Genomic DNA, 19,702 nt, shown 5'->3' with positions numbered 1-19,702 from the left:
GAGAGCCATGTCTCACCCATCCCTGCCCGTTGCTTCGAGCGATTCCTCCGCCCACTCCTGGGCCGAGCCGCAGCTCCCCACCGGCACGACCGCAGTCATCTACTGCGAGGGTCAGTTCGGCGAGCAGGACGGCAAGACCGCCAACGGGCTGGTCCGCCACTCCGAGAAGTACGAGATCCTCAGCGTCATCGACAGCACCCATGCGGGCGCGGATGCCGGCATGCTGCTCGACGGCACGACGATCGGCATCCCGATCCTCGACGGCCTCACCGCCGCGATCGCTCACGCCGGACACGTACCCGACTATCTGATCTGCGGTGTCGCGCCCGCCGACGGTCTGCTCTCACCCGGCCAGCGCACCGTGCTGCTCGACGGGATCGCCCGCGGTATGCACATCATCAACGGCCTGCACGAGTTCCTGACGGATGACGCGGAATTCGTCGCGGCGAGCCTGCTCGCCGGCGTCACGATCACCGACATCCGCCGCCCGAAGGAGAAGAAGGACCTCCACCTCTTCTCCGGGCGGATCTTCGACGTCACGTGCCCCCGCATCGCCATCCTCGGAACCGACGGCGCGATCGGCAAGCGCACGACGGCGACCCTGCTCGTCCGTGCTCTCAACGACCACGGCATCCACGCCGTGATGGTCGGGACCGGCCAGACGACGATCATCCAGGGCGGGAAGTACGGCGTCGCACTCGACGCGCTCGTCCCGCAGTTCTGCTCGGGCGAGGTCGAGAACCAGGTCGTCGCCGCCTTCGAGGGCGAGGATCCCGACGTGATCATCGTCGAGGGTCAGGGTGCGCTCAGCCACCCCGCGTACATCACCTCGGCGCACATCCTCCGCGGCAGTCAGCCGGCCGGCGTCATCGTGCAGCACGCCCCGGGACGGAAGAACCTCGGCGATTTCCCGATGGTCACGATGCCCACGGTGGAGAGCGAAGTCGCACTCATCGAGGCCTTCGCAGACACCAAGGTGATCGGCATCACGGTGAACCACGAGAACCTCTCGGAGCCTCAGCTCAGCGCGTCGATCGACGAGATCGAACTGAGCCTGGGTCTCCCTGCCACCGATCCTCTGACGCGCCCGCTGACCGAGCTCGTCGAGATGGTGTTGCAGGCGTTCCCGTCGCTCAGCCCGCTGCAGCCCAGCCGTAGCGGCGTGTGAGCGCACTCGCGACCCTGTCGTAGCGCCCGCGATCGAGCACCGCCGCCTCACGCCGCAGGCCGTGCTCGTGCACGCTGTACAGCTGCTCGATGTCGACCCAGGACTCACGCCCCTGCGAGTCCCAGGGGCCGGCGCCGATCGCGAGGAAATCGCGGTCGCCGTCATGGGCCCGACTGGTCATGCGCACCGCGTACACGCGATCGGCCGACGCACGTCCGATGACGAGCACCGGCCGGTCCTTGCCTCGACCGTCGTTCTCCTCGTACGGGACCCAGGTCCACACGATCTCTCCGGCATCCGGCGCGCCGTCGCTCTGGGGCGAGTACCCGACGAGCAGATCGTCGATGCGCTCCGGGTCGATCCGGATCGTGGCCGTGCCACCGCCGCTCCCCCGGTCGTGCTGCACACGAGCGGGTCCGCGCGCCTCGGAGGATGGCCGCAGACGCGCGACCGGGCGCCTCGGACGATCTTCCGTCCGAGGCGCCCGGTTCGATCCCCGCAGAGTCTGCAGGAACTTCACGATTGCTGCGAGGATGCCGTCGGTGTTGCTCACACGGTCACCCTAACCGCTTGTCATGCGTCCGCGAGAGCGTAGCCCTCCTCGCCGTGCACGACCTGGTCGACACCGGCGATCTCGTCCTCGTTCGTGACACGGAAGCCGATCGTCTTCTCGATCGCGAAGCCGATGATGAAGGCGACGACGAAGGAGTAGATCAGGACGCCGAGGGCGGCGATCACCTGGACGGCGAGCTGGCGGGCGTCTCCGCCGACGAACAGGCCGGTGCCGGTGGCGAAGAAGCCCAGGTACAGGGTTCCGATCAGACCGCCGACGAGGTGGATGCCGACCACGTCGAGGGAGTCGTCGAAGCCGAGACGGAACTTCAGCTCGACCGCGAGAGCGCAGACGATACCCGCGACCGCACCGAGCAGGAGCGACCAGCCGGGCGTCAGGTTGGCGCACGCCGGGGTGATGGCGACGAGACCGGCGACCGCACCGGATGCCGCGCCGACCGAGGTGGGCTTGCCGTCCTTGATCTTCTCGATCAGGATCCAGCCGAGGATGGCCGCAGCCGTAGCCCCCAGCGTGTTGAGACCGATGAGGCCGACACCGCCCATGTCCTCGGCGAGCCACTCCGCGCCGGCGTTGAAGCCGAACCAGCCGAACCACAGCAGTGCGGCGCCGAGCAGCGTCAGCGGCACATTGTGCGGCTTGAGGATGCCCTTCTGGAAGCCGATGCGCTTCCCGAGGACGATGGCGAGAGCGAGGGCCGCAGCACCCGCGTTGATGTGCACGGCGGTACCACCGGCGTAGTCGATGACGCCGATGCCGCTGTCCTCACCGAACAGCGTGGTGCCGAGGTTCATGATCCAACCGCCGCCCCAGACCCAGGCGGCGACCGGGAAGTAGCCGACGGTGGCGAAGACACCCGCGAAGATCAGCCAGCTGCCGAATTTCGCGCGGTCGGCGATGGCGCCGGAGATCAGGGCGACCGTGATGATCGCGAAGGTGGCGCCGTACGCGACACCGAGAAGGGCGACGTTCGATCCCTCACCCGCGGCGAGGCTCGACAGACCGAAGTCCGCGAAGGGGTTGCCGGCGAAGGCGGTCGGGCTGTCGACGGCGCTCATGGAGAAGCCGAAGAGAATCCACAGCACGGCGACAAGGCCGATCGAGCCGAAGCTCATCATCATCATGCTGACGACGCTCTTCGCCTTGACGAGACCGCCGTAGAAGAAGGCGACGCCAGGCGTCATGAGCAGGACCAGCGCTGTCGCGGTGATCGCCCACGAGATGTTGCCGGGAGCATCCATAGGAAAACCTCACATCCGAAGTAATTGAGAGCTTCAGTGTGACGACGCGCGGTTTCGCGCATGCGTGAGGTTTGTTTCCCCGGTGTTACAGAAGGGCTCCGGGTGTGAACATCGCGTTACACGGGCCTGCGGGCTCACGCAGAATGCGTCAGCGCGTTCAGTCGCGAGATGGCGCGGAGGTACTTCTTGCGGTATCCGCCGGCGAGCATCTCATCGGAGAACACGGAGTCCAGACCGAGGCCCGTGGCGATGATCGGGAGCTGCGCGTCGTACACGCGATCCACGAATGCGACGAACCGGAGCGCCTCGGACTGGTCCGTCAGCTGGCGGACGCCGCGGAGACCGACCTGGTCGAGTCCGTCGATCACCCGGATGTAGCGAGACGGATGCACCTGGGCCAGGTGACGGATCAGATCATCGAAGCGGTCGTCGGATGCCGTGCCGGTGGTCGCGCCCGCCTCTCGCGCGGCGTCGTAGGCCTCGTCGTCGAGGACGACGGCGTGTCCGTCGAGAGCGCGCTGCCGGAAGTCGACGCCGTCGATGCGGATCGTCTGGAAGCTGTCGGACATCGCGTGGATCTCGCGAAGGAAGTCCTGCGCGGCGAAACGTCCTTCGCCGAGAGCGTTCGGAGGGGTGTTCGAGGTCGCGGCCAGGCGGGTGCCCGTCGGGACGAGCTCGCCCAGCAGGCGCGTCATGACCATGGTGTCGCCCGGATCGTCGAGCTCGAACTCGTCGATGCAGAGGAGATCGGCGCCCTTGAGCAGGTCGACCGTGTTCTTGTAGCCCAGCGCACCGACAAGTGCGGTGTATTCGATGAACGAGCCGAAGTACTTCCGGCGTGCGGGCATGGCGTGATAGATCGACGCGAGGAGGTGCGTCTTGCCGACGCCGAAGCCGCCGTCGAGGTAGACCCCCGGCTTGACCTCGGGCTCCTTCTTCGCACGGCTGAAGAACCCGCCGCGCTTGACCGGACCGCCGCGGCCGGCGAAGCGGATGAGCGTCTCCTTGGCCTCCTCCTGGGAGGGATAGGCAGGATCCGCGCGATAACTGTCGAACGTGGCCGTGTCGAACTGCGGCGGCGGCACCAGGCTCGCCAGCATCTCGGGTCCGCTGACGGCGGGCTGGCGCTCGGTGAGGTGCACGATTCCTGTGCGGCTGGTCGTGTCGGTCATCACGGTCCTGAATCGGGTGCGCACCTGTGTCGAAGTCTTACGATTCGGGCGCAGGGCGCGCTGCGGGGATCTATCGTCGAAGGGACGGCTCAACACTACGCCGTTCGCACCCACCCCCTCGTCCGCTCAATGCTTCGGAGAACCCATGGCCATCGAGTTCGATTCCTCCTCCCCCAAGTTCGCCGAGTACGCCGAACCCGGCCGCCTCGTGACAACCGAATGGCTCGCGGAGCGACTCGGAACGCCCGGACTCGTCGTGGTCGAATCCGACGAGGATGTGCTCCTCTACGAGACCGGCCACATCCCCGGCGCGGTCAAGGTCGACTGGCACACCGAGCTCAATGACCCGGTCGTTCGCGACTACGTCGACGGCGAGGGCTTCGCCGAGCTCCTCAGCCGCAAGGGCATCGCCCGTGACGACACGGTCGTCATCTACGGCGACAAGAACAACTGGTGGGCGGCTTACGCCCTCTGGGTCTTCTCCCTCTTCGGACACGAGGACGTGCGACTGCTCGACGGCGGCCGCGACCGCTGGATCTCCGAGGGACGCGAGCTCACCCGCGAGGCCACCACGCGCCCCGCGACCGAGTACCCCGTCGTCGAGCGCGACGACTCCGCGATCCGCGCCTACAAGGAGGACGTCCTCGCACACATCGGCAACCCGCTGATCGACGTGCGCTCGCCCGAGGAGTACAGCGGTGAGCGCACCACGGCTCCCGCCTATCCCGAGGAGGGCGCGCTGCGCGCCGGGCACATCCCCACCGCGCAGAGCGTGCCGTGGGCCAAGGCCGTCGCAGAGGACGGTGGATTCAAGAGCCGCGCTGAGCTCGACGCGATCTACCGCGACGGCGCCGGCCTGAAGGACGGCGACGACGTCGTCGCCTACTGCCGGATCGGTGAGCGCTCGAGCCACACCTGGTTCGTGCTCACGCACCTGCTCGGCTTCGAGAACGTGCGCAACTACGACGGCTCCTGGACGGAGTGGGGCAGCGCGGTCCGGGTTCCGATCGTGACGGGCGCAGAGCCCGGCGCGCTCTGAACATGGGAGGATGTCAGGGATGAGCGCCAGCGACCTTCCTGACATCCTCGCCGACATCCGCGACGGCTTCCTGGAGACCCCCGAGGCGGATCGGCTCCTTCTGCTGCTCGAGTACTCCGACGAGCTGCCCGCTGTCTCCGACGAGGTCGCGAATCATCCGGAGATGTACGAGCGCGTCGCGGAGTGCCAATCCCCGGTCTACATCTACGTCGAGGTGAACGACGACATCGTCACCATGCACGCGACGGCGCCGCCGGAGGCGCCGACCACCCGCGGTTTCGCCAGCATCCTCGTCCAGGGCCTCACCGGGCTCACCTCCGACGAGGTGCTCGCCATCCCGGACGACTACCCCCAGTCCATCGGACTCACCAAGGCGGTCTCACCGCTGCGGATCGGCGGGATGACCGGGATGCTGATGCGCGCGAAGAAGCAGGTCAGGCAGAAGCGCTGAAGCCCTGCGCCTCGAGCCAGTCGGTGATCGCCGCCGTCCAGCCGGGCTGGTCGTAGTTCCAGATCTTCGTGTGCCGCGCGACGCTGAACTCCGGCATGGTCACGAGATCCGGCCGCGCCCGCTGCAGCGCCAGGGAGGAGTCGATCGGCACGAAGCCGTCGTCGGCGCTGTGGAGGATGAGCATCGGCGCGGTCAGCTCCCCCGACCGCGCGACCATGTCGAGACGGTCGAACGAGATCGCGTCGTCCGCACCGCTGATGCGGGCGGTGAGAGGCCGCTGCAGGGCACTCATCGCCAGCTCCGGCAGCGGAGCACGGACTCCCGCGATCCGCGCCTGGAACCGCAGCACCGTGCGCCAGTCGACGACCGGCGACTCGAGGATCAGGCCGACGATGCGATCCCGGTAGCTCGAGTTGACCGACGCCTGCAGGGAGACGGCGCCGCCCATGGACCAGCCCATCAGGATCACACGCTCGGCGCCGTGGCGCAGCGCATAGGCGATCGCCGCATCCACGTCGCGCCATTCCGCGGTCCCGAGAGCGTAGGCGCCCGCCCGGCTGCGCGGCGCCTCGGTGTCGTTCCGATACGAGACGACGAGGTTCGGGAACCCCGCCGCGTGCAGGACCGGAACCGCTCGCAGGCATTCGACGCGCGTTGCACCCCGCCCGTGCACCTGGATCACCCACGTCGACGACGCTGCGGGGAAGAACCACGCGGGACAGGGTCCTGCCGGTGATCCGATCAGCACGTTCTGCCAGGACAGGTGCAGCTCGCTCGGCGACGAGTAGTAGTAGCCGCTGAAGCCCGCGCCCCGATCCACCCGAGCGCCGGTCTCGATCTTGGTCAGGAGCTTGCGCCGCACACTGGTCACATCGACGCCGAGGACCGCTCCCAGCTTCACGTAGCCGTACGTGCCCGTGGTGAACAGCCCGTAGCGACCCGGGAGCTCGGTGTCGGCCGTGCGCTCGAGTTCGATCGTCTGCGCGCCGGTGTCGACGGCGAGGATCTGCGTGTCGACCGGTCTCCGCATCGGGGTGACCACGCGTCGGGCCACTCCGAAAACGAGGAACGACAGCGCGGCCCCGAGCGCGAGCACTGCGGGGACAAGGAGTGCAACGGCGTGCCTGAGACTCTTCATCGCCTCCTGACTCTAGCCTGTTGCCGTGACCGCACACCCCGATGCCGGGACCCCTTTCGACAGCGCGATGGCCGAACTGCGCGAGACCGCGTTCCGCGACGACATCACGGTGCGCGAGATCTCCACGCCCCAGGGCCTCGCGCCCTTCGCCGTCGCTCTCGCCGCCGACGTGCGTCCGGAGGGCGACGGAGAGTCGATCTACGGCACCGGCCGGTTCGTGCTGCTGCACGATCCGGACGAGCCAGGAGCCTGGGGCGGGGCGTGGCGCATCGTGATCTTCGCGCAGGCGCCGCTCGAGAGCGAGATCGGCACGGACCCCCTGCTGGCGGACGTGACGTGGTCCTGGCTGGTCGATGCGCTCGACTCCCGCGAGGCGATCTACCACTCGGCATCGGGCACTTCCACGAAGACGCTGTCCAAGGGATTCGGCGGCCTCGCCGTCGAAGGCGACGGCGCACAGATAGAATTGCGGGCGTCCTGGACTCCGGATGGCCCGTTCCGACCTCACGTCGAAGCATGGGCCGAGCTGGTCGGAATGCTGGCGGGACTTCCGCCGGGCTCCGAGGGCATCGCCGTGATCGGCGCTCGAAAGGCAGTACGTGACTGAATACTCCGTGATCTCGGATGTCGACGAGTTCCGCGCGGCGTGCGCCGCGCTCGCGGCCGGCACCGGACCGGTCGCCGTCGACGTCGAGCGGGCGTCCGGCTTCCGCTACTCGCAGCGCGCCTACCTGGTCCAGGTGTTCCGGCGGGACGCGGGCGTCTTCCTGTTCGATCCCCCGGAGCTCGGCGACTTCTCCCCGCTCCAGGAGGCGATCGGCGAGACGGAGTGGGTCTTCCACGCCGCGAGCCAGGACCTCCCCTCCCTCCGCGAGCTCCACCTCGAGCCGCCGTCGATCTTCGACACCGAGCTCGCGTCGCGCCTGCTAGGGCACGAACGCGTGGGCCTCGCCGCCGTCGTCGAGGACGCCCTCGGGATCACGCTCAAGAAGGAGCACTCCGCCTCGGACTGGTCGACCCGTCCGCTCCCGGACTCGTGGCTCGACTACGCGGCGCTCGATGTGCTGCACCTGATCGACGTGCGCGACGCGCTCGTCGCCGAGCTCGAGGAGCAGGAGAAGACGGAGTTCGCCGCCGAGGAGTTCGCCGCGACGCTGACCCGCCTGCCCAAGCCCCCGCGCGAGGACCCCTGGCGCCGTCTGAGCGGTCTGCACCAGGTGCGCGGCGCACGCAATCTCGCGGTCGCCCGGTCCCTGTGGCAGGCCCGCGAGGCGTTCGCGCAGGAACAGGACGTCTCCCCGGGCCGACTGGTTCCGGATCGCTCGCTCGTCGCCGCTGTGATGGCGAACCCGCAGTCGAAGCAGGCTCTGGCCGGTGTCAAGGAGTTCCAGGGTCGTGCGAGCCGCACGCAGCTGGACCGCTGGTGGCAGGCCATCGTGGACGGCCGCGCCACGGAGGAGCTCCCCCGCGAACGGGTTCCGAGCGACACCCTGCCGCCGCCGCGTGCGTGGTCGGATCGCAACCCCGAGGCCGACGCGCGTCTGAAGGCCGCCCGCCCTGTCGTCGAGGCGGTCGCCGAGGAACTGGGGATGCCGACCGAGAACCTGCTGACCCCGGAATTCCTGCGACGCGTGGCCTGGGACGCGCCCGGTGAGACCGCGGAGGACATCGGAGCCGCCCTCTCGGCGCTCGGCGCACGTCCGTGGCAGATTGCACAGACCTCACAGAAGATCGCGGCTGCCTTTGTAGAGGCGGCGCAATCGCCTGACACCACGCCCGCACCCGCTTCGTAGGTTCGATCCAACCGATTCTTCCCGGTTTCGGCGCCTTCCTAGACTGAGGCGACCGCACAAACTTGGAGGCAGAGTGGCCGAGATCTCGGACGTCTTCTTCGTCGATGGAGTGCGCACCCCGTTCGGGCGCGCCGGCGAAAAGGGCATGTACTGGAACACCCGCGCTGATGACCTCGCCGTCAAGGCGACCATCGGCCTCATGGAGCGCAACGCGGCCGTCCCGGCCGACCGCATCGATGACGTCGCGATCGCCGCGACGAGCCAGACCGGCGACCAGGGCCTCACCCTCGGGCGATCCGTGGCGATCCTCGCGGGCCTCCCGCAGACGGTCCCGGGCCTCGCCGTCGAGCGCATGTGCGCCGGTGCGATGACCAGCGTCACCACCATGGGCGCATCCATCGGCGTCGGCATGTACGACTTCGCCCTCGCGGGCGGCGTCGAGCACATGGGACATCACCCGATCGGCGGCAACGCCGACCCGAACCCGCGGTTCGTCGCCGAGAAGATGGTCGACCCCGGTGCCCTCAACATGGGCGTCACGGCCGAGCGGATCTTCGACCGCTTCCCGCATCTCACGAAGGAGCGCTCCGACCGCTTCGGCATGCTGAGCCAGCACAAGGTGCAGGCCGCATACGACGCGGGAAAGATCCAGCCCGACCTGGTCTCCGTCGCCACGAAGGGCGCTGACGGCGCCTGGGGGCTCGCGACCGAGGACGAAGGCCGTCGCCCGCAGACCACGATGGAGGACCTCGCCGCGCTCAAGACGCCGTTCCGTCCGCACGGACGCGTCACCGCGGGCACCTCGTCTCCCCTCACCGACGGCGCGACCATGTCGCTGCTCGCCGGCGGCGGTGCGGTCAAGGAGTTCGGTCTCGCCCCGAAGATGCGGATGGTCTCGTTCGCGTTCGCCGGCGTGCAGCCTGAGATCATGGGCATCGGGCCGATCCCCTCCACGGAGAAGGCCTTGAAGAAGGCCGGCCTGCAGATCTCCGACATCGGACTGTTCGAGCTGAACGAAGCGTTCGCCATCCAGGTGATCTCGCTGCTCGACCACTTCGGCATCGCGGACGACGACCCGCGGGTCAACCAGTGGGGCGGCGCGATCGCGCTCGGCCACCCGCTCGCGGCATCCGGTGTGCGTCTGATGATCCAGCTCGCGTCCCAGTTCGCCGAGCGCCCTGATGTCCGCTACGGCCTGACGGCGATGTGCGTCGGCCTGGGCCAGGGCGGTTCGGTCATCTGGGAGAACCCGCACTACGACGGAAAGAAGAAGAAGTGAGCTACGAAGACGTCGACTTCTCGCCCATCCAGGCGCTCACCGAGGGAGAGGTCATCACGCACTCCCCTGTGCGCGACATCCGCCTCGCCTCCGGCAAGACCCTCGCGCTGATCACGCTCGACAACGGTCGCGACCACAACCGGCCCAACACGCTGGGACCCGCCACGCTCACCGAGCTCGGCGAGACCCTCGACGGACTCAAGGCCCGGGCGGCAGCAGGTGAGATCCAGGCGGTCGGCATCACCGGCAAGCAGTACATCCTCGCCGCCGGCGCCGACCTGTCCGACATCAGCAAGGTCGGGTCGCGCGACAACGCGAGACTCATCGCGCAGCTCGGCCACAAGGTCCTCGGCAAGCTCGGCGAGCTCGGGGTCCCCTCGTTCGCCTTCGTGAACGGCCTGGCGCTCGGCGGCGGGCTGGAGATCGCGCTCAACTCGTCGTACCGCACGGTCGACGCCTCCGCCGCGGCGATCGCGCTGCCCGAGGTCTTCCTCGGCATCATCCCCGGCTGGGGCGGCGCCTATCTGCTGCCGAACCTCATCGGCATCGAGAACGCCCTCGAGGTCGTCATCTCGAACCCGCTGAAGCAGAACCGGATGCTGAAGCCCCAGCAGGCGTTCGACCTGGGGATCGTCGACGCGATCTTCCCCGCGGCGAACTACCTCGAGAACTCGCTCGCGTGGGCGGACGCGGTCCTCGGCGGCAAGAAGGTCGAGCGGAAGAACGAGCCGGGCAAGATCGAGCGACTCACCAAGTGGCCGATCGCGATCAAGATGGCGCGCGGGATGCTGGAGTCGAAGATCGGCACCGTTCCGAAGTCCCCGTATGCGGCGCTCGACCTTCTCGACAAGGCGAAGAGCGGCACCAAGGCAGAAGGTTTCGCCCGCGAGGACGAAGCCCTCGCCGAGCTCGTCACGGGTGACCAGTTCGCCGCCTCGATGTATGCGTTCGATCTGGTGCAGAAGCGTGCGAAGCGCCCCGTCGGCGCACCCGACAAGGAGCTCGCGAAGAAGGTCACGAAGGTCGGCATCATCGGCGCGGGCCTCATGGCCAGTCAGTTCGCCCTGCTCTTCGTGCGCAAGCTCCAGGTCCCGGTGCTGATCACCGATCTGGATCAGGCGCGCGTCGACAAGGGCGTGGCGTACATCCACGAGGAGATCGGCAAGCTCGAGGCCAAGGGCCGGCTCGACTCCGACGCGGCGAACAGGCTGCGCGCGCTCGTCACCGGCACGACCGACAAGAGCCTCTACGCGGACTGCGACTTCGTGATCGAGGCCGTGTTCGAAGAGGTGGGCGTCAAGCAGCAGGTGTTCGGCGAAATCGAGAAGATCATCGCCGAGGACGCGATCCTCGCGACCAACACCTCGTCGCTCTCGGTCGAGGAGATCGGGTCGAAGCTGGCGCACCCCGAGCGCCTGGTCGGCTTCCACTTCTTCAACCCGGTGGCCGTGATGCCGCTGATCGAGATCGTGAAGACGCCGGCGACGGCGGATGCCGCACTCTCGACCGCCTTCGTCGTCGCGAAGAACCTCGGCAAGAACGCGGTGCTCACCGCTGACGCGCCCGGTTTCGTCGTGAACCGCCTGCTCGCCAAGGTCATGGGCGAAGCGGCGCGCGCCGTCTACGAGGGCACCCCGATCGCCGATGTCGAGAAGGCCTTCGGTCCGCTCGGCCTCCCGATGGGTCCGTTCCAACTGATCGACCTGGTCGGCTGGAAGGTCGCCGCGCACGTGCAGGACACGATGGTGCACGCGTTCCCCGACCGCTTCTACGCGAACGAGAACTTCCACGCTCTCGCCGAGTTGGACGCGGTCGTAGAGAAGGACAAGGGCGGTCGGGTGACCGGCTGGACGAAGCAGGCGGAGAAGGTGCTCAAGCCGGCTGTCGGCAAGGCGCCGGCCTCGGCGGCGACCATCCTCCAGCGCGTGCAGGACGGTCTCGCCACCGAGATCAAGCTCATGCTCGACGAGGGAGTCGTCCCCGAGGTCGAGGACATCGATCTCTGCCTCATCCTGGGCGCGGGCTGGCCCTTCATCGACGGTGGCGCTTCGCCGTACCTGGACCGCGAGGGTGCATCGGACCGTGCGTTCGGCGCTTCGTTCCACACTCCGCAGATCCGCGGCATCGAGAGCCGCTGAACGCGAAACCGCACGGCGCGGCGCCCCATCCGGATCGTTCACGATTCGGATGGGGCGCTTCGCTGTGCGCCGAGGGCTCGGGGCCTAGCCTGAGAAGATGATCGACCGACCATCGCCGCGCACCGCCGAGCACCCCATGGCGTTCCGCTGGAGCGAGTTCCGTCGGGGTGCGCTCGCCGCGTTGATCTCCTTCAACGTGCTGTTCCTGCCGGTCGCGACGATCGTCGGCACGATCTCGACCGGCAACCCGAGCGGCATCCTCGTCGTCTTCTTCTACGTGGCGCTGCTCCATCTGGTCTACGTCCTGGCGATATCCGCGGCCGCGACGGTGATCGGCGGGTGTGCGGCGTACGGCCTGGGCGTGCTTCTGCGCGGAGTCTCGAGCGTCCGTCGGCACGTCTTCGCGTTCGCCGGCCTCGGTCTCCTGGTCGGCGGGATCGTCATCCTGATCGTCGGCTCCTGGCCCAAGGCCGAGAACGACATCTACGGCACCCTGCTCGACCAGATCACCACACCGATCGTCGCCCTGCCGCTCCTCGCTCTGTGCGCGTTCAGCGTCGCCTACGGCTGGCATTGGACTGCTTCTCGTGCGCTGGAGGCCGACGGCGTCGAACCGGTCTCCACCCCCGAAGGTCAGCTCCCGGACTGACGGGGTCTCCGGTCCTCCTCACCACGACGCGGCCAATGCGACAGCGCCCGCTCGGCGAGAGCGGTGATCGTCAGCGAAGGGTTCACCCCGGGATTCGCCGGCACGGCCGCGCCGTCGACCACATGCAGTCCCGGATGCCCCCACACGCGGTGGTACGCATCGATCACGCCGTTCGCCGGCGACTCGGAGATCACCGCCCCGCCGAGGAAATGCGCGGTGAGGGGGATGCCGAAGACCTCGGGCCACGATCCGCGCGCCTCGGCGGGAACGCCGCCTTCCCTGCGCATCCGCGCGGCGATGGCACGCGCGGCGCGATGCGCCTGCGGCAGATGGCTCGGATTCGGCTCCCCATGACCTTGAGCGCTGGTCAGGGTGAGGCGACCGAGCCTCTGTCGCAGCGAGAGCGTGAGCGAGTTGTCCGCCGTCTGCATCACGAGAGCGATGATGCCGCGCTCGCTCCAGCGCCGCAACGACCCCAGGCGCCACTGGCGTACCGGCGACCGCACGGCGCGTGCCACGACGCCGCCGAGCCGCCGGGCGAGCGAGCGGTCTCCCGGCACCATCACGGTCGCGAGTGCACCCATCAGGTTCGAGCCCGGTCCGTAGCGGACGTTCTCGACATGCGTGTGCTCGTCCACGTGGAAAGACGTCGTGATCGCCACGCCGTGGGCCAGCGCGAGGGAATCAGGGAGCCTCGTCGCCACCGCGCCGTCCAGCGCCTCGGAGTTGGTGCGGGTGAGCCGGCCCACGGCATCCGACACGTGCGGGAGCGCCCCGGCGTGCTTCATGCGGTGCAGCAGCTGCTGCGTGCCCCAGGTGCCCGCTGCGAGCACGACCTGGCGTGCGGTCACGGTACGCCGGCCATGTCGGAGCCACGCGCCGCTGCGCTGCGTCGTGACGGCGAACCCACCGCTCTCGAGGGCCCGCACCTCGGTCACGGTGCGGAGCGGCTCGATGGCGGCTCCTCGACGTTCCGCGAGGGCGAGGTAGTTCTTCATCAGGGTGTTCTTCGCGCCGACCCGGCATCCGACCATGCAGTTTCCGCAGAGCGTGCACCCGGTGCGCTCTGGCCCCTCCCCGCCGAAGAACGGATCCGCCGTGCGCTCCCCCGGCTTCCCGAACCAGACGCCGACGGGCGCGTGACGGAACGTGCTCCCCACGCCGAGATCCTCGGCGGCGCCGGCCATGATCCTCTCCACCGGTCCGCTGTGGGGGTATCGCTCGACGACGCCCAACATCCGCTTTGCCGTCACGTAGTGGGGCGCGAGCTCGGTCTCCCAGTCGGCGAGTCCCGCCCACTGCCGGTCGGCGAAGAACGCTGCGCCGGGCTGATAGAGGGTGTTCGCGTAGTTCAGCGAGCCGCCGCCCACTCCGGCACCCGCGAGGATCATCACGTGGGGCAAGCGGTGGATGCGCTGCACGCCGAAGCATCCGAGTCGCGGCGCCCAGAGGTAGCGGCGCACGTCCCAGCTCGTCTTCGCGAAGTCCTCGTCCTCGAAGCGTCGCCCCGCCTCGAACACCCGCACGCGATACCCCTTCTCGGTCAGGCGCAGGGCGGCCACCGACCCGCCGAATCCGGAGCCCACGATCACGACGTCTTCATCGAAACCGCTCATGATCGGCCTCCCTCAGCTGGGGTCATCACGGTCAGCGCCGCCGCGCGCACCGAGATGGTGCACTCGTCCTCACCGAGACGCTCGCCGTCGGCGTACACGACGAGACCGGGCGCGCTCACCGTGACCGTCCGTGCGCGGCGATGGTGCACTTCGGGACGCGAGAGATGCCGTCCGCTCAGGAGCAGCGGGAACAGCCGCAGGAGCCGCAACCGCCCGAGCTGCGCCACCTGCACCAGATCGAGCATCCCGTCGTCGGGCTCCGCTCCGACGCACACCGGCATACCGCCCCCGTAGCTCGCGGTGTTGCCCACCGCGACGAGGGTGCCGAGCGCTGTGACGGGCGCCTCCCCGTCCACCGCGACCGTGAAGCGCAGCGGCCGGAGGCGGGCGAGTTCGATGACGAGCGCCAGGTAGTAGCGAAGAGCTCCGTGCGGCCAGCGAAGCCTGTTCGTGCGGTCGCTGACCTTGGCGTCGAATCCCAGCGCGGCGATGGTGAGGAATCGCGCTGTGCGGTCACCGGTCGTCACCTCGCCGACGTCGATCACGCGTCCGGCGCCGGTCAGTGCGAGTTCCGCGGCGGCAGCCGGATCGTGCCGCGGCAGCCCGAGCGCGCGGGCGAGGTCGTTGCCCGTACCGGCGGCGACGAGCGCGACGGGGACGGATGCCGCGCAGACCGCGTCGAGGATCGCGGAGAGCGTCCCGTCTCCTCCGACGACCACCAGGACGTCAGGGCCGTCGTCGAGCGCGCGCACGGCGAGCTCGACGGTCGCCGACGCGGAATCGCCGACGTAGACGCGCACGTCGGATCCCTGCGACCGCAGGTGCGAGACCGCGGCATCCGTCGCGTGTAAGCCCCGCCCCTTGCCGGCGTACGGATTCGAGAGCAGGGCGATGTGGCCCACGTCAGCCGATCCTCTCGAGCGGCGCCGACGCACCGACGACGGCTCCGGGGTTCATGATGCCGCGCGGATCGAGCTCCCGCTTGATGGCGGTCAGGATGCGGATGCCGGTCTCGCCGATCTCCTGCGCCAGCCACGGTGCGTGATCGCGCCCCACCGCGTGATGATGGCTGATCGTGCCCCCTGCGGCGAGGATCGCGTCGTTCGCGCGCGCCTTCACCGGCAGCCAGGTGCTCAGTGGATCGGAGCGGATGCCGGCGAGCACGGTGAAGTACAGCGATGCGCCCGTCGGGTAGACGTGCGAGACATGACACATCACATACGACTTGGCTCCGGCATCCGCGAAACCCTCGCGCAGGGCGTTCGCGACGGCGGTGCGCAGACTCTGCAGATTCGCCCAGGTGGTCGCCGTCTCCAGCGTCTCGCAGAAGACGCCCGCGTCAAGGAGGGAGTCGCGAAGGTACGGTCCGTCGAAGCGCCCTGACACCCACTCCTCGGCGGCACCCTGGCCGGACGAGGTTCCTCCGGCCGCCGCGAGCAGAGCGGCGGTCCGCTCGCGTCGCTCGGCGATGCCATCGCCCTCGTACGCGGTGACGACGCTCGCGCCCTTCGCCAGCGCCTTTCCGATGCGGCCGACCTGCGCCAGGCTCACGGCGGTCTCCGCTTCGTCCGACAGCCGTATCACCGTCGGTCCGCCGCCGTGCTGCGCGACCGCGCGCAGTCCCTCCGCACCGCTCGCGAAGTCGGGGAACGACCACGCCTCGAAGATCCTTTCCGTCGGAACAGGGTGCACGCGCACGCGCACTTCGGTGATCACGCCGAAGATCCCCTCCGAACCGAGGAAGACGCGGATCAGGTCGGGACCCGCAGCGGAGCCCGGTGAGCGGCCGAGGTCGATGTCGCCGGTGGGCGTCGCGACGCGGATGCCGGTCACCATCGTGTCGAAGCGGCCGTACCCGGCCGAGTTCTGTCCGGAGGATCGGGCGGCGGCGAACCCGCCGATCGTCGCGTAGCGGAAGCTCTGCGGGTAGTGGCCCAGTTCGAGGCCGTGCGCCGACAGCAGCGCCTCGGCTTCAGGCCCGGTGGTCCCGGCCGCCAGCACGGCCTCGCCGCTGACCTGGTCGAGCTTCAGGAGTCCGCTGAGGCGCCGGAGATCGAGGCTGATGACGGCGCGGTGTGCTCCGCGCTCAGGGTCGAGCGCACCGACGACGCTGGTGCCGCCGCCGAACGGGATCACTGCGATGTCACGAGCGGCGGCGAGGGCGAGGCAGTCGCGCACCTCGTCGTGACTGCCGGGACGGATGACCGCATCCGGCACCTGCTGGGTGGTCTCACGGCGGCGGAGGAGATCGAGCGTCGATCTGCCCCCGGCGTGTCGGATCCGCCCCTCCGCGGACGCGTCGATCTGTTCGCTCCCGACGACGTCGGCGAACCCCGCGATGTCCTCTGCGGTCAGCGCGCACTCGGCGATGCGGACCTCGTCGAGTGCGGGCGCGGCCGGCGGGCGGCGGATGCGGCCCAGCAGGAGCGGCAGAAGCGCTCGCACCGCACGTGGCAGCTCGTGTGCCTGGGCAGGATCTCCCCAGCCGTTCCAGCGCATCGGACCGGCCTCGGCGCCTCTGCCGTTCTCTTGCTCCATGCGTTACAGTGTGACAGATCATGGAAGAACGTCAACCAGGAAGATCCGCTCTCCTCGCCGCTCGCCCGCAGTGGGACGCGACGCAGGCCCGCGTCCTCGACGCGGCCGACGCCCTCATCGGCCGTCGCGGAGTCCACGGCGTGACCATCGCCGAACTCGCACGGCGCTCGTCGCTGAGTCGCCCGACGATCTACCGCAGCTGGAACGATGCGGACGACGTCGTCCGCTCCGCCCTGTTGCGGCGCGTCGTGGGGCTCATCGATCAGTTCCCTGCTCCGGCTCGCACCCGCTCCGCGCTCGTCGACGACGTCATGAGATTCACCTCCCTGTTCCGCAACGACGCGGTGTACGGCCGCCTGCTCGCCGATGAGCCGGAGGCGTTCACCCGGTACACGCTGCAGCGCGTCGGCTCCAGCCAGCGGATGATCCTGCAGTGGCTCGCCACGGCCATCGGCGCCGCGCAGGACGACGGCTCGGTGCGCACGGGCGAGCCGCAGGAGATCGCGGTGATGCTGCTCCTGATCGCACAGTCGGCCGTGATCTCGCATGGCACGGTCGCCGATCTCATCGATGAAGCCGCCTGGGAGCGCGAGCTGCGCGCGGCGCTCGACGGACATCTGCGGGCATGAGTCGCCCGCCGTCCGACCTCGATCCTCGTCGCCGTCGCCGAGAGCTGGACCGGTCGTCCCTCGACGAGGTCGACGTGCTCGTGGTGGGCGGCGGGATCACCGGAGCAGGCGTCGCGCTCGACGCCGCATCCCGGGGGTTGAGCGTGACGCTCGTCGAAGCCGAGGACCTGGCCTTCGGGACCAGCCGGTTCAGCTCGAAGCTCGTGCACGGTGGGCTCCGCTATCTCGCGACCGGTGACATCGCGACCGCGAGGGAGAGCGCCCAGGAGCGCCACCTCCTCATGACGGCGATCGCGCCGCACCTCATCCGTCCACTGGCACAGCTGCTGCCCTTCCGCCCCGGCGTGACCTGGCGGCAACGAGGCGCCGGCGCGGTGGGGATGACTCTCGGCGACCTTCTGCGCATGCAGGCCCGCACTCCGCGTTCTGTGCTGCCCGCGCCGCGCCCCGTGTCGGCACGGACCGCGGCGCGCCTCTTCCCGGCGCTCGACGCGCGGGGCCTCCGCGGCGGCATGCTCTCGTACGACGGGCAACTGGTCGATGACGCGCGGCTCGTCGTGACCGTGGCGAGAACGGCAGCCGGGATGGGGGCACGCATCCTCACGCACGTCCGCGCCCAGCGGCTGCACGCCGGCGGGGCGGTCGTGACGGACGAGCTCACCGGCGAGCGGTTCGAGATCCGCGCGCGCTGCGTGATCAACGCGACGGGTGTGTGGACCGGCACGCTCGACGACGCCATCTCCGTCCGACCCAGCCGGGGCACGCATATCGTGCTCGACGCAGCGGACCTCGGCGATCCGTCCGCCGCCCTCACGATTCCGCACGAGGGTTCGATCAGCCGCTACGTGTTCGCTCTCCCCCAGCGAGGGCGACGCGTGATCGTGGGACTCACCGACGAGAGCGCGCCTGGACCCGTTCCCCGGATCGCGGAGGCGAGCGAACCCGAGATCGCCTTCCTCCTCGCCACCCTGAACCGGGTGGTGTCGACGCCGATCCGACGCGACCAGGTGCGCGGCTCCTTCGCCGGCCTGCGTCCCCTGGTCGACAACGGTGCGGATGCCACTGCCGATGTCTCGCGCCGGCACCTGGTCGCCGTCTCCGAGGGCGGATTCGTCACCGTCCTCGGCGGCAAGCTCACAACCTACCGACGGATGGCGGAGGATGCCGTCGACCTGGCCGTGCGCACGCGCGGCCTGCCCCTCGCGCCGAGCCGCTCGGCGTCGATCCGACTGATCCAGGATGACGTGGTCGGCCGCGCCCGCCTCGCGGACGCGGAAGCCGAGGTCGCGGAAGGCATCGCGGTCACCCGCGCGGAAGTCGAGTTCGCCGTGCGGGCCGAGGGCGCGATGACGGTCGACGACGTGATGGAGCGTCGGACGCGGATCGGACTCGTCGATGCCGATCGCGAGCGCAGCCTCCATGTCGTCGAGGAGATCGTCGCGCAGACGCTCGCGCAGATCGACTGAGACGACCGGGAGAGGAATCGGCCGCGAAATCCACGTGAACATCGGGTGCGCGGGCTCTCCGAGCGGACTCCGACGGCGCCGCAGCGTGCAGAGTATGAGCGTGGACGCGATCTTCAGCATGTTCAGCAGTGGTGGAGCGATGGGTGGCCTGGTCAAGACCGGGACGGCGGTGCTCACGGTCCTCCTCGTCGTGCCGGCGATGCTGAAGCTGTTCTTCGTGACGGTCGACGAGGGCTGGGCGGCGATCCGGACGCGCAACGGCAAGCCGATCATCCGCCGCGCACGCCTGGGCAAGACGGGAACACCCGGAGTCGGCGAGGTGGTCGTGCTCACACCCGGCTCGCACGGCGCTTTTCCGCTGTTCTACTGGTACAAGCTCATCGATGTGCGGTGCCGGGCGACGGACCTGCCCGCACGGCACCTCACCGCGGCCTCCGGGCACCAGCACCTCGTGCACGCGTCGTTCGAATGGCGTCCTGTCGTGTCGGGCCGCGACCTGCGGGTGTTCGAGCTCGATGTCGTGAACGTCACCGAGCGCGCCGCCAACATCATCTCGGCGGCACTCCGCGACGCGGTTCGTTCGCTCGAGGGAGCCGAACTCCCCCGCAACGACGAGTTGAGCACGCAGGTTCTGGCGCTGTGCGGCGAGAAGGTGCGGGCGGCCTGCGGAGTCGAGGTCGTCGACGTGCTCATCACGGGAGACGCCCTCACCGACGGCTACCTGCTGTCTCAGGCCATCCGCGGCACCGACAACGCCCCCGAGGTCGTCGCCGCCCTGCACGCGCTGAACTGAGGCCCGTCGGCCTGCGGCTCG

At 69.2% G+C, this 19,702-nt stretch carries 18 protein-coding genes; 11 read left to right on the top strand and 7 right to left on the bottom strand.

Annotated elements, in window-relative coordinates; translation table 11 throughout:
• The first annotated feature begins 7 nt into the window (after positions 1-7).
• On the top strand, positions 8-1,168 hold the full coding sequence (locus ABS642_RS03395) for a DUF1611 domain-containing protein (protein WP_350352250.1): 1,161 nt from the start codon (positions 8-10) through the stop codon (positions 1,166-1,168).
• On the opposite strand, the gene ABS642_RS03390 is transcribed toward ABS642_RS03395, so the two are convergent.
• The 3 genes from ABS642_RS03390 to zapE form a co-directional block, all read right to left on the bottom strand.
• A complete protein-coding gene (locus ABS642_RS03390; protein ID WP_350352249.1) occupies positions 1,134-1,721 on the bottom strand; it encodes a type II toxin-antitoxin system PemK/MazF family toxin in 588 nt (195 codons plus the stop codon). The two genes, ABS642_RS03395 and ABS642_RS03390, sit on opposite strands and share 35 nt — an antisense overlap.
• Positions 1,722-1,741: 20 nt before the next feature.
• Positions 1,742-2,980 carry an ammonium transporter gene (locus tag ABS642_RS03385; protein ID WP_282217059.1) on the bottom strand — a complete coding sequence of 413 codons (1,239 nt, stop codon included), beginning with the start codon at positions 2,978-2,980 and terminating at the stop codon, positions 1,742-1,744.
• Positions 2,981-3,114: 134 nt separating this feature from the next.
• A complete protein-coding gene (gene zapE / locus ABS642_RS03380; RefSeq protein ID WP_350352248.1) occupies positions 3,115-4,152 on the bottom strand; it encodes a cell division protein ZapE in 1,038 nt (345 codons plus the stop codon).
• A 145-nt stretch (positions 4,153-4,297) separates the two neighbouring features.
• On the opposite strand from zapE, the gene ABS642_RS03375 reads away from it, so the two are divergent.
• Positions 4,298-5,191, top strand: a complete 894-nt coding sequence (locus ABS642_RS03375; RefSeq protein WP_282217057.1) for a sulfurtransferase — start codon at positions 4,298-4,300, stop codon at positions 5,189-5,191.
• 19 nt (positions 5,192-5,210) lie between these two features.
• A complete protein-coding gene (locus tag ABS642_RS03370) occupies positions 5,211-5,642 on the top strand; it encodes a SufE family protein (protein WP_282217056.1) in 432 nt (143 codons plus the stop codon).
• Here ABS642_RS03370 and ABS642_RS03365 read toward each other — a convergent pair.
• On the bottom strand, positions 5,626-6,780 hold the full coding sequence (locus tag ABS642_RS03365; RefSeq protein WP_350352247.1) for an alpha/beta fold hydrolase: 1,155 nt from the start codon (positions 6,778-6,780) through the stop codon (positions 5,626-5,628). The genes ABS642_RS03370 and ABS642_RS03365 overlap by 17 nt on opposite strands.
• A 67-nt stretch (positions 6,781-6,847) precedes the next feature.
• Between ABS642_RS03365 and ABS642_RS03360 the strand changes: the two genes are divergently transcribed.
• From ABS642_RS03360 to ABS642_RS03340, 5 genes are all read left to right on the top strand, one after another.
• Positions 6,848-7,387, top strand: a complete 540-nt coding sequence (locus ABS642_RS03360; protein ID WP_350353388.1) for a DUF3000 domain-containing protein — start codon at positions 6,848-6,850, stop codon at positions 7,385-7,387.
• Positions 7,380-8,573 (top strand): HRDC domain-containing protein, encoded by a 1,194-nt coding sequence (locus ABS642_RS03355; protein WP_350352246.1) that lies wholly within the window; start codon positions 7,380-7,382, stop codon positions 8,571-8,573. Before ABS642_RS03360 ends, ABS642_RS03355 begins: the two co-directional genes overlap by 8 nt.
• A gap of 73 nt (positions 8,574-8,646) precedes the next feature.
• Positions 8,647-9,852 carry a thiolase family protein gene (locus tag ABS642_RS03350; protein WP_350352245.1) on the top strand — a complete coding sequence of 402 codons (1,206 nt, stop codon included), beginning with the start codon at positions 8,647-8,649 and terminating at the stop codon, positions 9,850-9,852.
• Positions 9,849-11,990, top strand: coding sequence for a 3-hydroxyacyl-CoA dehydrogenase NAD-binding domain-containing protein (locus tag ABS642_RS03345; RefSeq protein WP_350352244.1), 2,142 nt, complete (start codon positions 9,849-9,851; stop codon positions 11,988-11,990). The genes ABS642_RS03350 and ABS642_RS03345 overlap by 4 nt, the downstream gene beginning before the upstream one ends.
• Positions 11,991-12,087: 97 nt before the next feature.
• Positions 12,088-12,639: a hypothetical protein gene (locus ABS642_RS03340; protein ID WP_350352243.1), complete on the top strand. Its 552-nt coding sequence runs from the start codon at positions 12,088-12,090 to the stop codon at positions 12,637-12,639.
• On the opposite strand, the gene ABS642_RS03335 is transcribed toward ABS642_RS03340, so the two are convergent.
• Genes ABS642_RS03335 through ABS642_RS03325 form a run of 3 tightly spaced genes read right to left on the bottom strand, consistent with a single transcriptional unit; the run spans position 12,624 to position 16,793 of the window.
• Positions 12,624-14,255, bottom strand: a complete 1,632-nt coding sequence (locus ABS642_RS03335) for a GMC family oxidoreductase (RefSeq protein WP_350352242.1) — start codon at positions 14,253-14,255, stop codon at positions 12,624-12,626. The two genes, ABS642_RS03340 and ABS642_RS03335, sit on opposite strands and share 16 nt — an antisense overlap.
• Positions 14,252-15,157 carry a YegS/Rv2252/BmrU family lipid kinase gene (locus ABS642_RS03330; RefSeq protein ID WP_350352241.1) on the bottom strand — a complete coding sequence of 302 codons (906 nt, stop codon included), beginning with the start codon at positions 15,155-15,157 and terminating at the stop codon, positions 14,252-14,254. The genes ABS642_RS03335 and ABS642_RS03330 overlap by 4 nt, the downstream gene beginning before the upstream one ends.
• 1 nt (position 15,158) lies before the next feature.
• Positions 15,159-16,793, bottom strand: coding sequence for an FAD-binding oxidoreductase (locus tag ABS642_RS03325; protein WP_350352240.1), 1,635 nt, complete (start codon positions 16,791-16,793; stop codon positions 15,159-15,161).
• A 20-nt stretch (positions 16,794-16,813) separates the two neighbouring features.
• Here ABS642_RS03325 and ABS642_RS03320 point away from each other — a divergent pair, with 20 nt between their 5' ends.
• The 3 genes from ABS642_RS03320 (at position 16,814) to ABS642_RS03310 (ending at position 19,681) form a co-directional block, all read left to right on the top strand.
• A complete protein-coding gene (locus tag ABS642_RS03320; RefSeq protein WP_282217046.1) occupies positions 16,814-17,422 on the top strand; it encodes a TetR/AcrR family transcriptional regulator in 609 nt (202 codons plus the stop codon).
• Positions 17,419-18,888: a glycerol-3-phosphate dehydrogenase/oxidase gene (locus tag ABS642_RS03315; protein ID WP_350352239.1), complete on the top strand. Its 1,470-nt coding sequence runs from the start codon at positions 17,419-17,421 to the stop codon at positions 18,886-18,888. The genes ABS642_RS03320 and ABS642_RS03315 overlap by 4 nt, the downstream gene beginning before the upstream one ends.
• 94 nt (positions 18,889-18,982) lie before the next feature.
• A complete protein-coding gene (locus ABS642_RS03310; protein ID WP_282217044.1) occupies positions 18,983-19,681 on the top strand; it encodes an SPFH domain-containing protein in 699 nt (232 codons plus the stop codon).
• Positions 19,682-19,702 lie beyond the last annotated feature (21 nt).

It is taken from the genome of Microbacterium sp. A8/3-1, from assembly GCF_040267695.1.
Taxonomy (GTDB): domain Bacteria; phylum Actinomycetota; class Actinomycetes; order Actinomycetales; family Microbacteriaceae; genus Microbacterium; species Microbacterium luteolum.
The sequence above is the reverse complement of the archived record's forward strand: the minus strand, read 5'-3'. Positions and strand labels throughout refer to the sequence as shown.

What these genes read in the sequence shown, in the direction of transcription:
- ABS642_RS03365 (WP_350352247.1), bottom strand. Translation starts at nt 6,780, where the DNA reads ATGAAGAGTCTCAGGCACGCCGTTGCACTCCTTGTCCCCGCAGTGCTC.
- ABS642_RS03375 (WP_282217057.1), top strand. Translation starts at nt 4,298, where the DNA reads ATGGCCATCGAGTTCGATTCCTCCTCCCCCAAGTTCGCCGAGTACGCC.
- ABS642_RS03360 (WP_350353388.1), top strand. Translation starts at nt 6,848, where the DNA reads ATGGCCGAACTGCGCGAGACCGCGTTCCGCGACGACATCACGGTGCGC.
- ABS642_RS03325 (WP_350352240.1), bottom strand. Translation starts at nt 16,793, where the DNA reads ATGGAGCAAGAGAACGGCAGAGGCGCCGAGGCCGGTCCGATGCGCTGG.
- ABS642_RS03370 (WP_282217056.1), top strand. Translation starts at nt 5,211, where the DNA reads ATGAGCGCCAGCGACCTTCCTGACATCCTCGCCGACATCCGCGACGGC.
- ABS642_RS03395 (WP_350352250.1), top strand. Translation starts at nt 8, where the DNA reads ATGTCTCACCCATCCCTGCCCGTTGCTTCGAGCGATTCCTCCGCCCAC.
- ABS642_RS03385 (WP_282217059.1), bottom strand. Translation starts at nt 2,980, where the DNA reads ATGGATGCTCCCGGCAACATCTCGTGGGCGATCACCGCGACAGCGCTG.
- ABS642_RS03310 (WP_282217044.1), top strand. Translation starts at nt 18,983, where the DNA reads ATGAGCGTGGACGCGATCTTCAGCATGTTCAGCAGTGGTGGAGCGATG.
- ABS642_RS03320 (WP_282217046.1), top strand. Translation starts at nt 16,814, where the DNA reads ATGGAAGAACGTCAACCAGGAAGATCCGCTCTCCTCGCCGCTCGCCCG.
- ABS642_RS03335 (WP_350352242.1), bottom strand. Translation starts at nt 14,255, where the DNA reads ATGAGCGGTTTCGATGAAGACGTCGTGATCGTGGGCTCCGGATTCGGC.
- zapE (WP_350352248.1), bottom strand. Translation starts at nt 4,152, where the DNA reads ATGACCGACACGACCAGCCGCACAGGAATCGTGCACCTCACCGAGCGC.
- ABS642_RS03315 (WP_350352239.1), top strand. Translation starts at nt 17,419, where the DNA reads ATGAGTCGCCCGCCGTCCGACCTCGATCCTCGTCGCCGTCGCCGAGAG.
- ABS642_RS03340 (WP_350352243.1), top strand. Translation starts at nt 12,088, where the DNA reads ATGATCGACCGACCATCGCCGCGCACCGCCGAGCACCCCATGGCGTTC.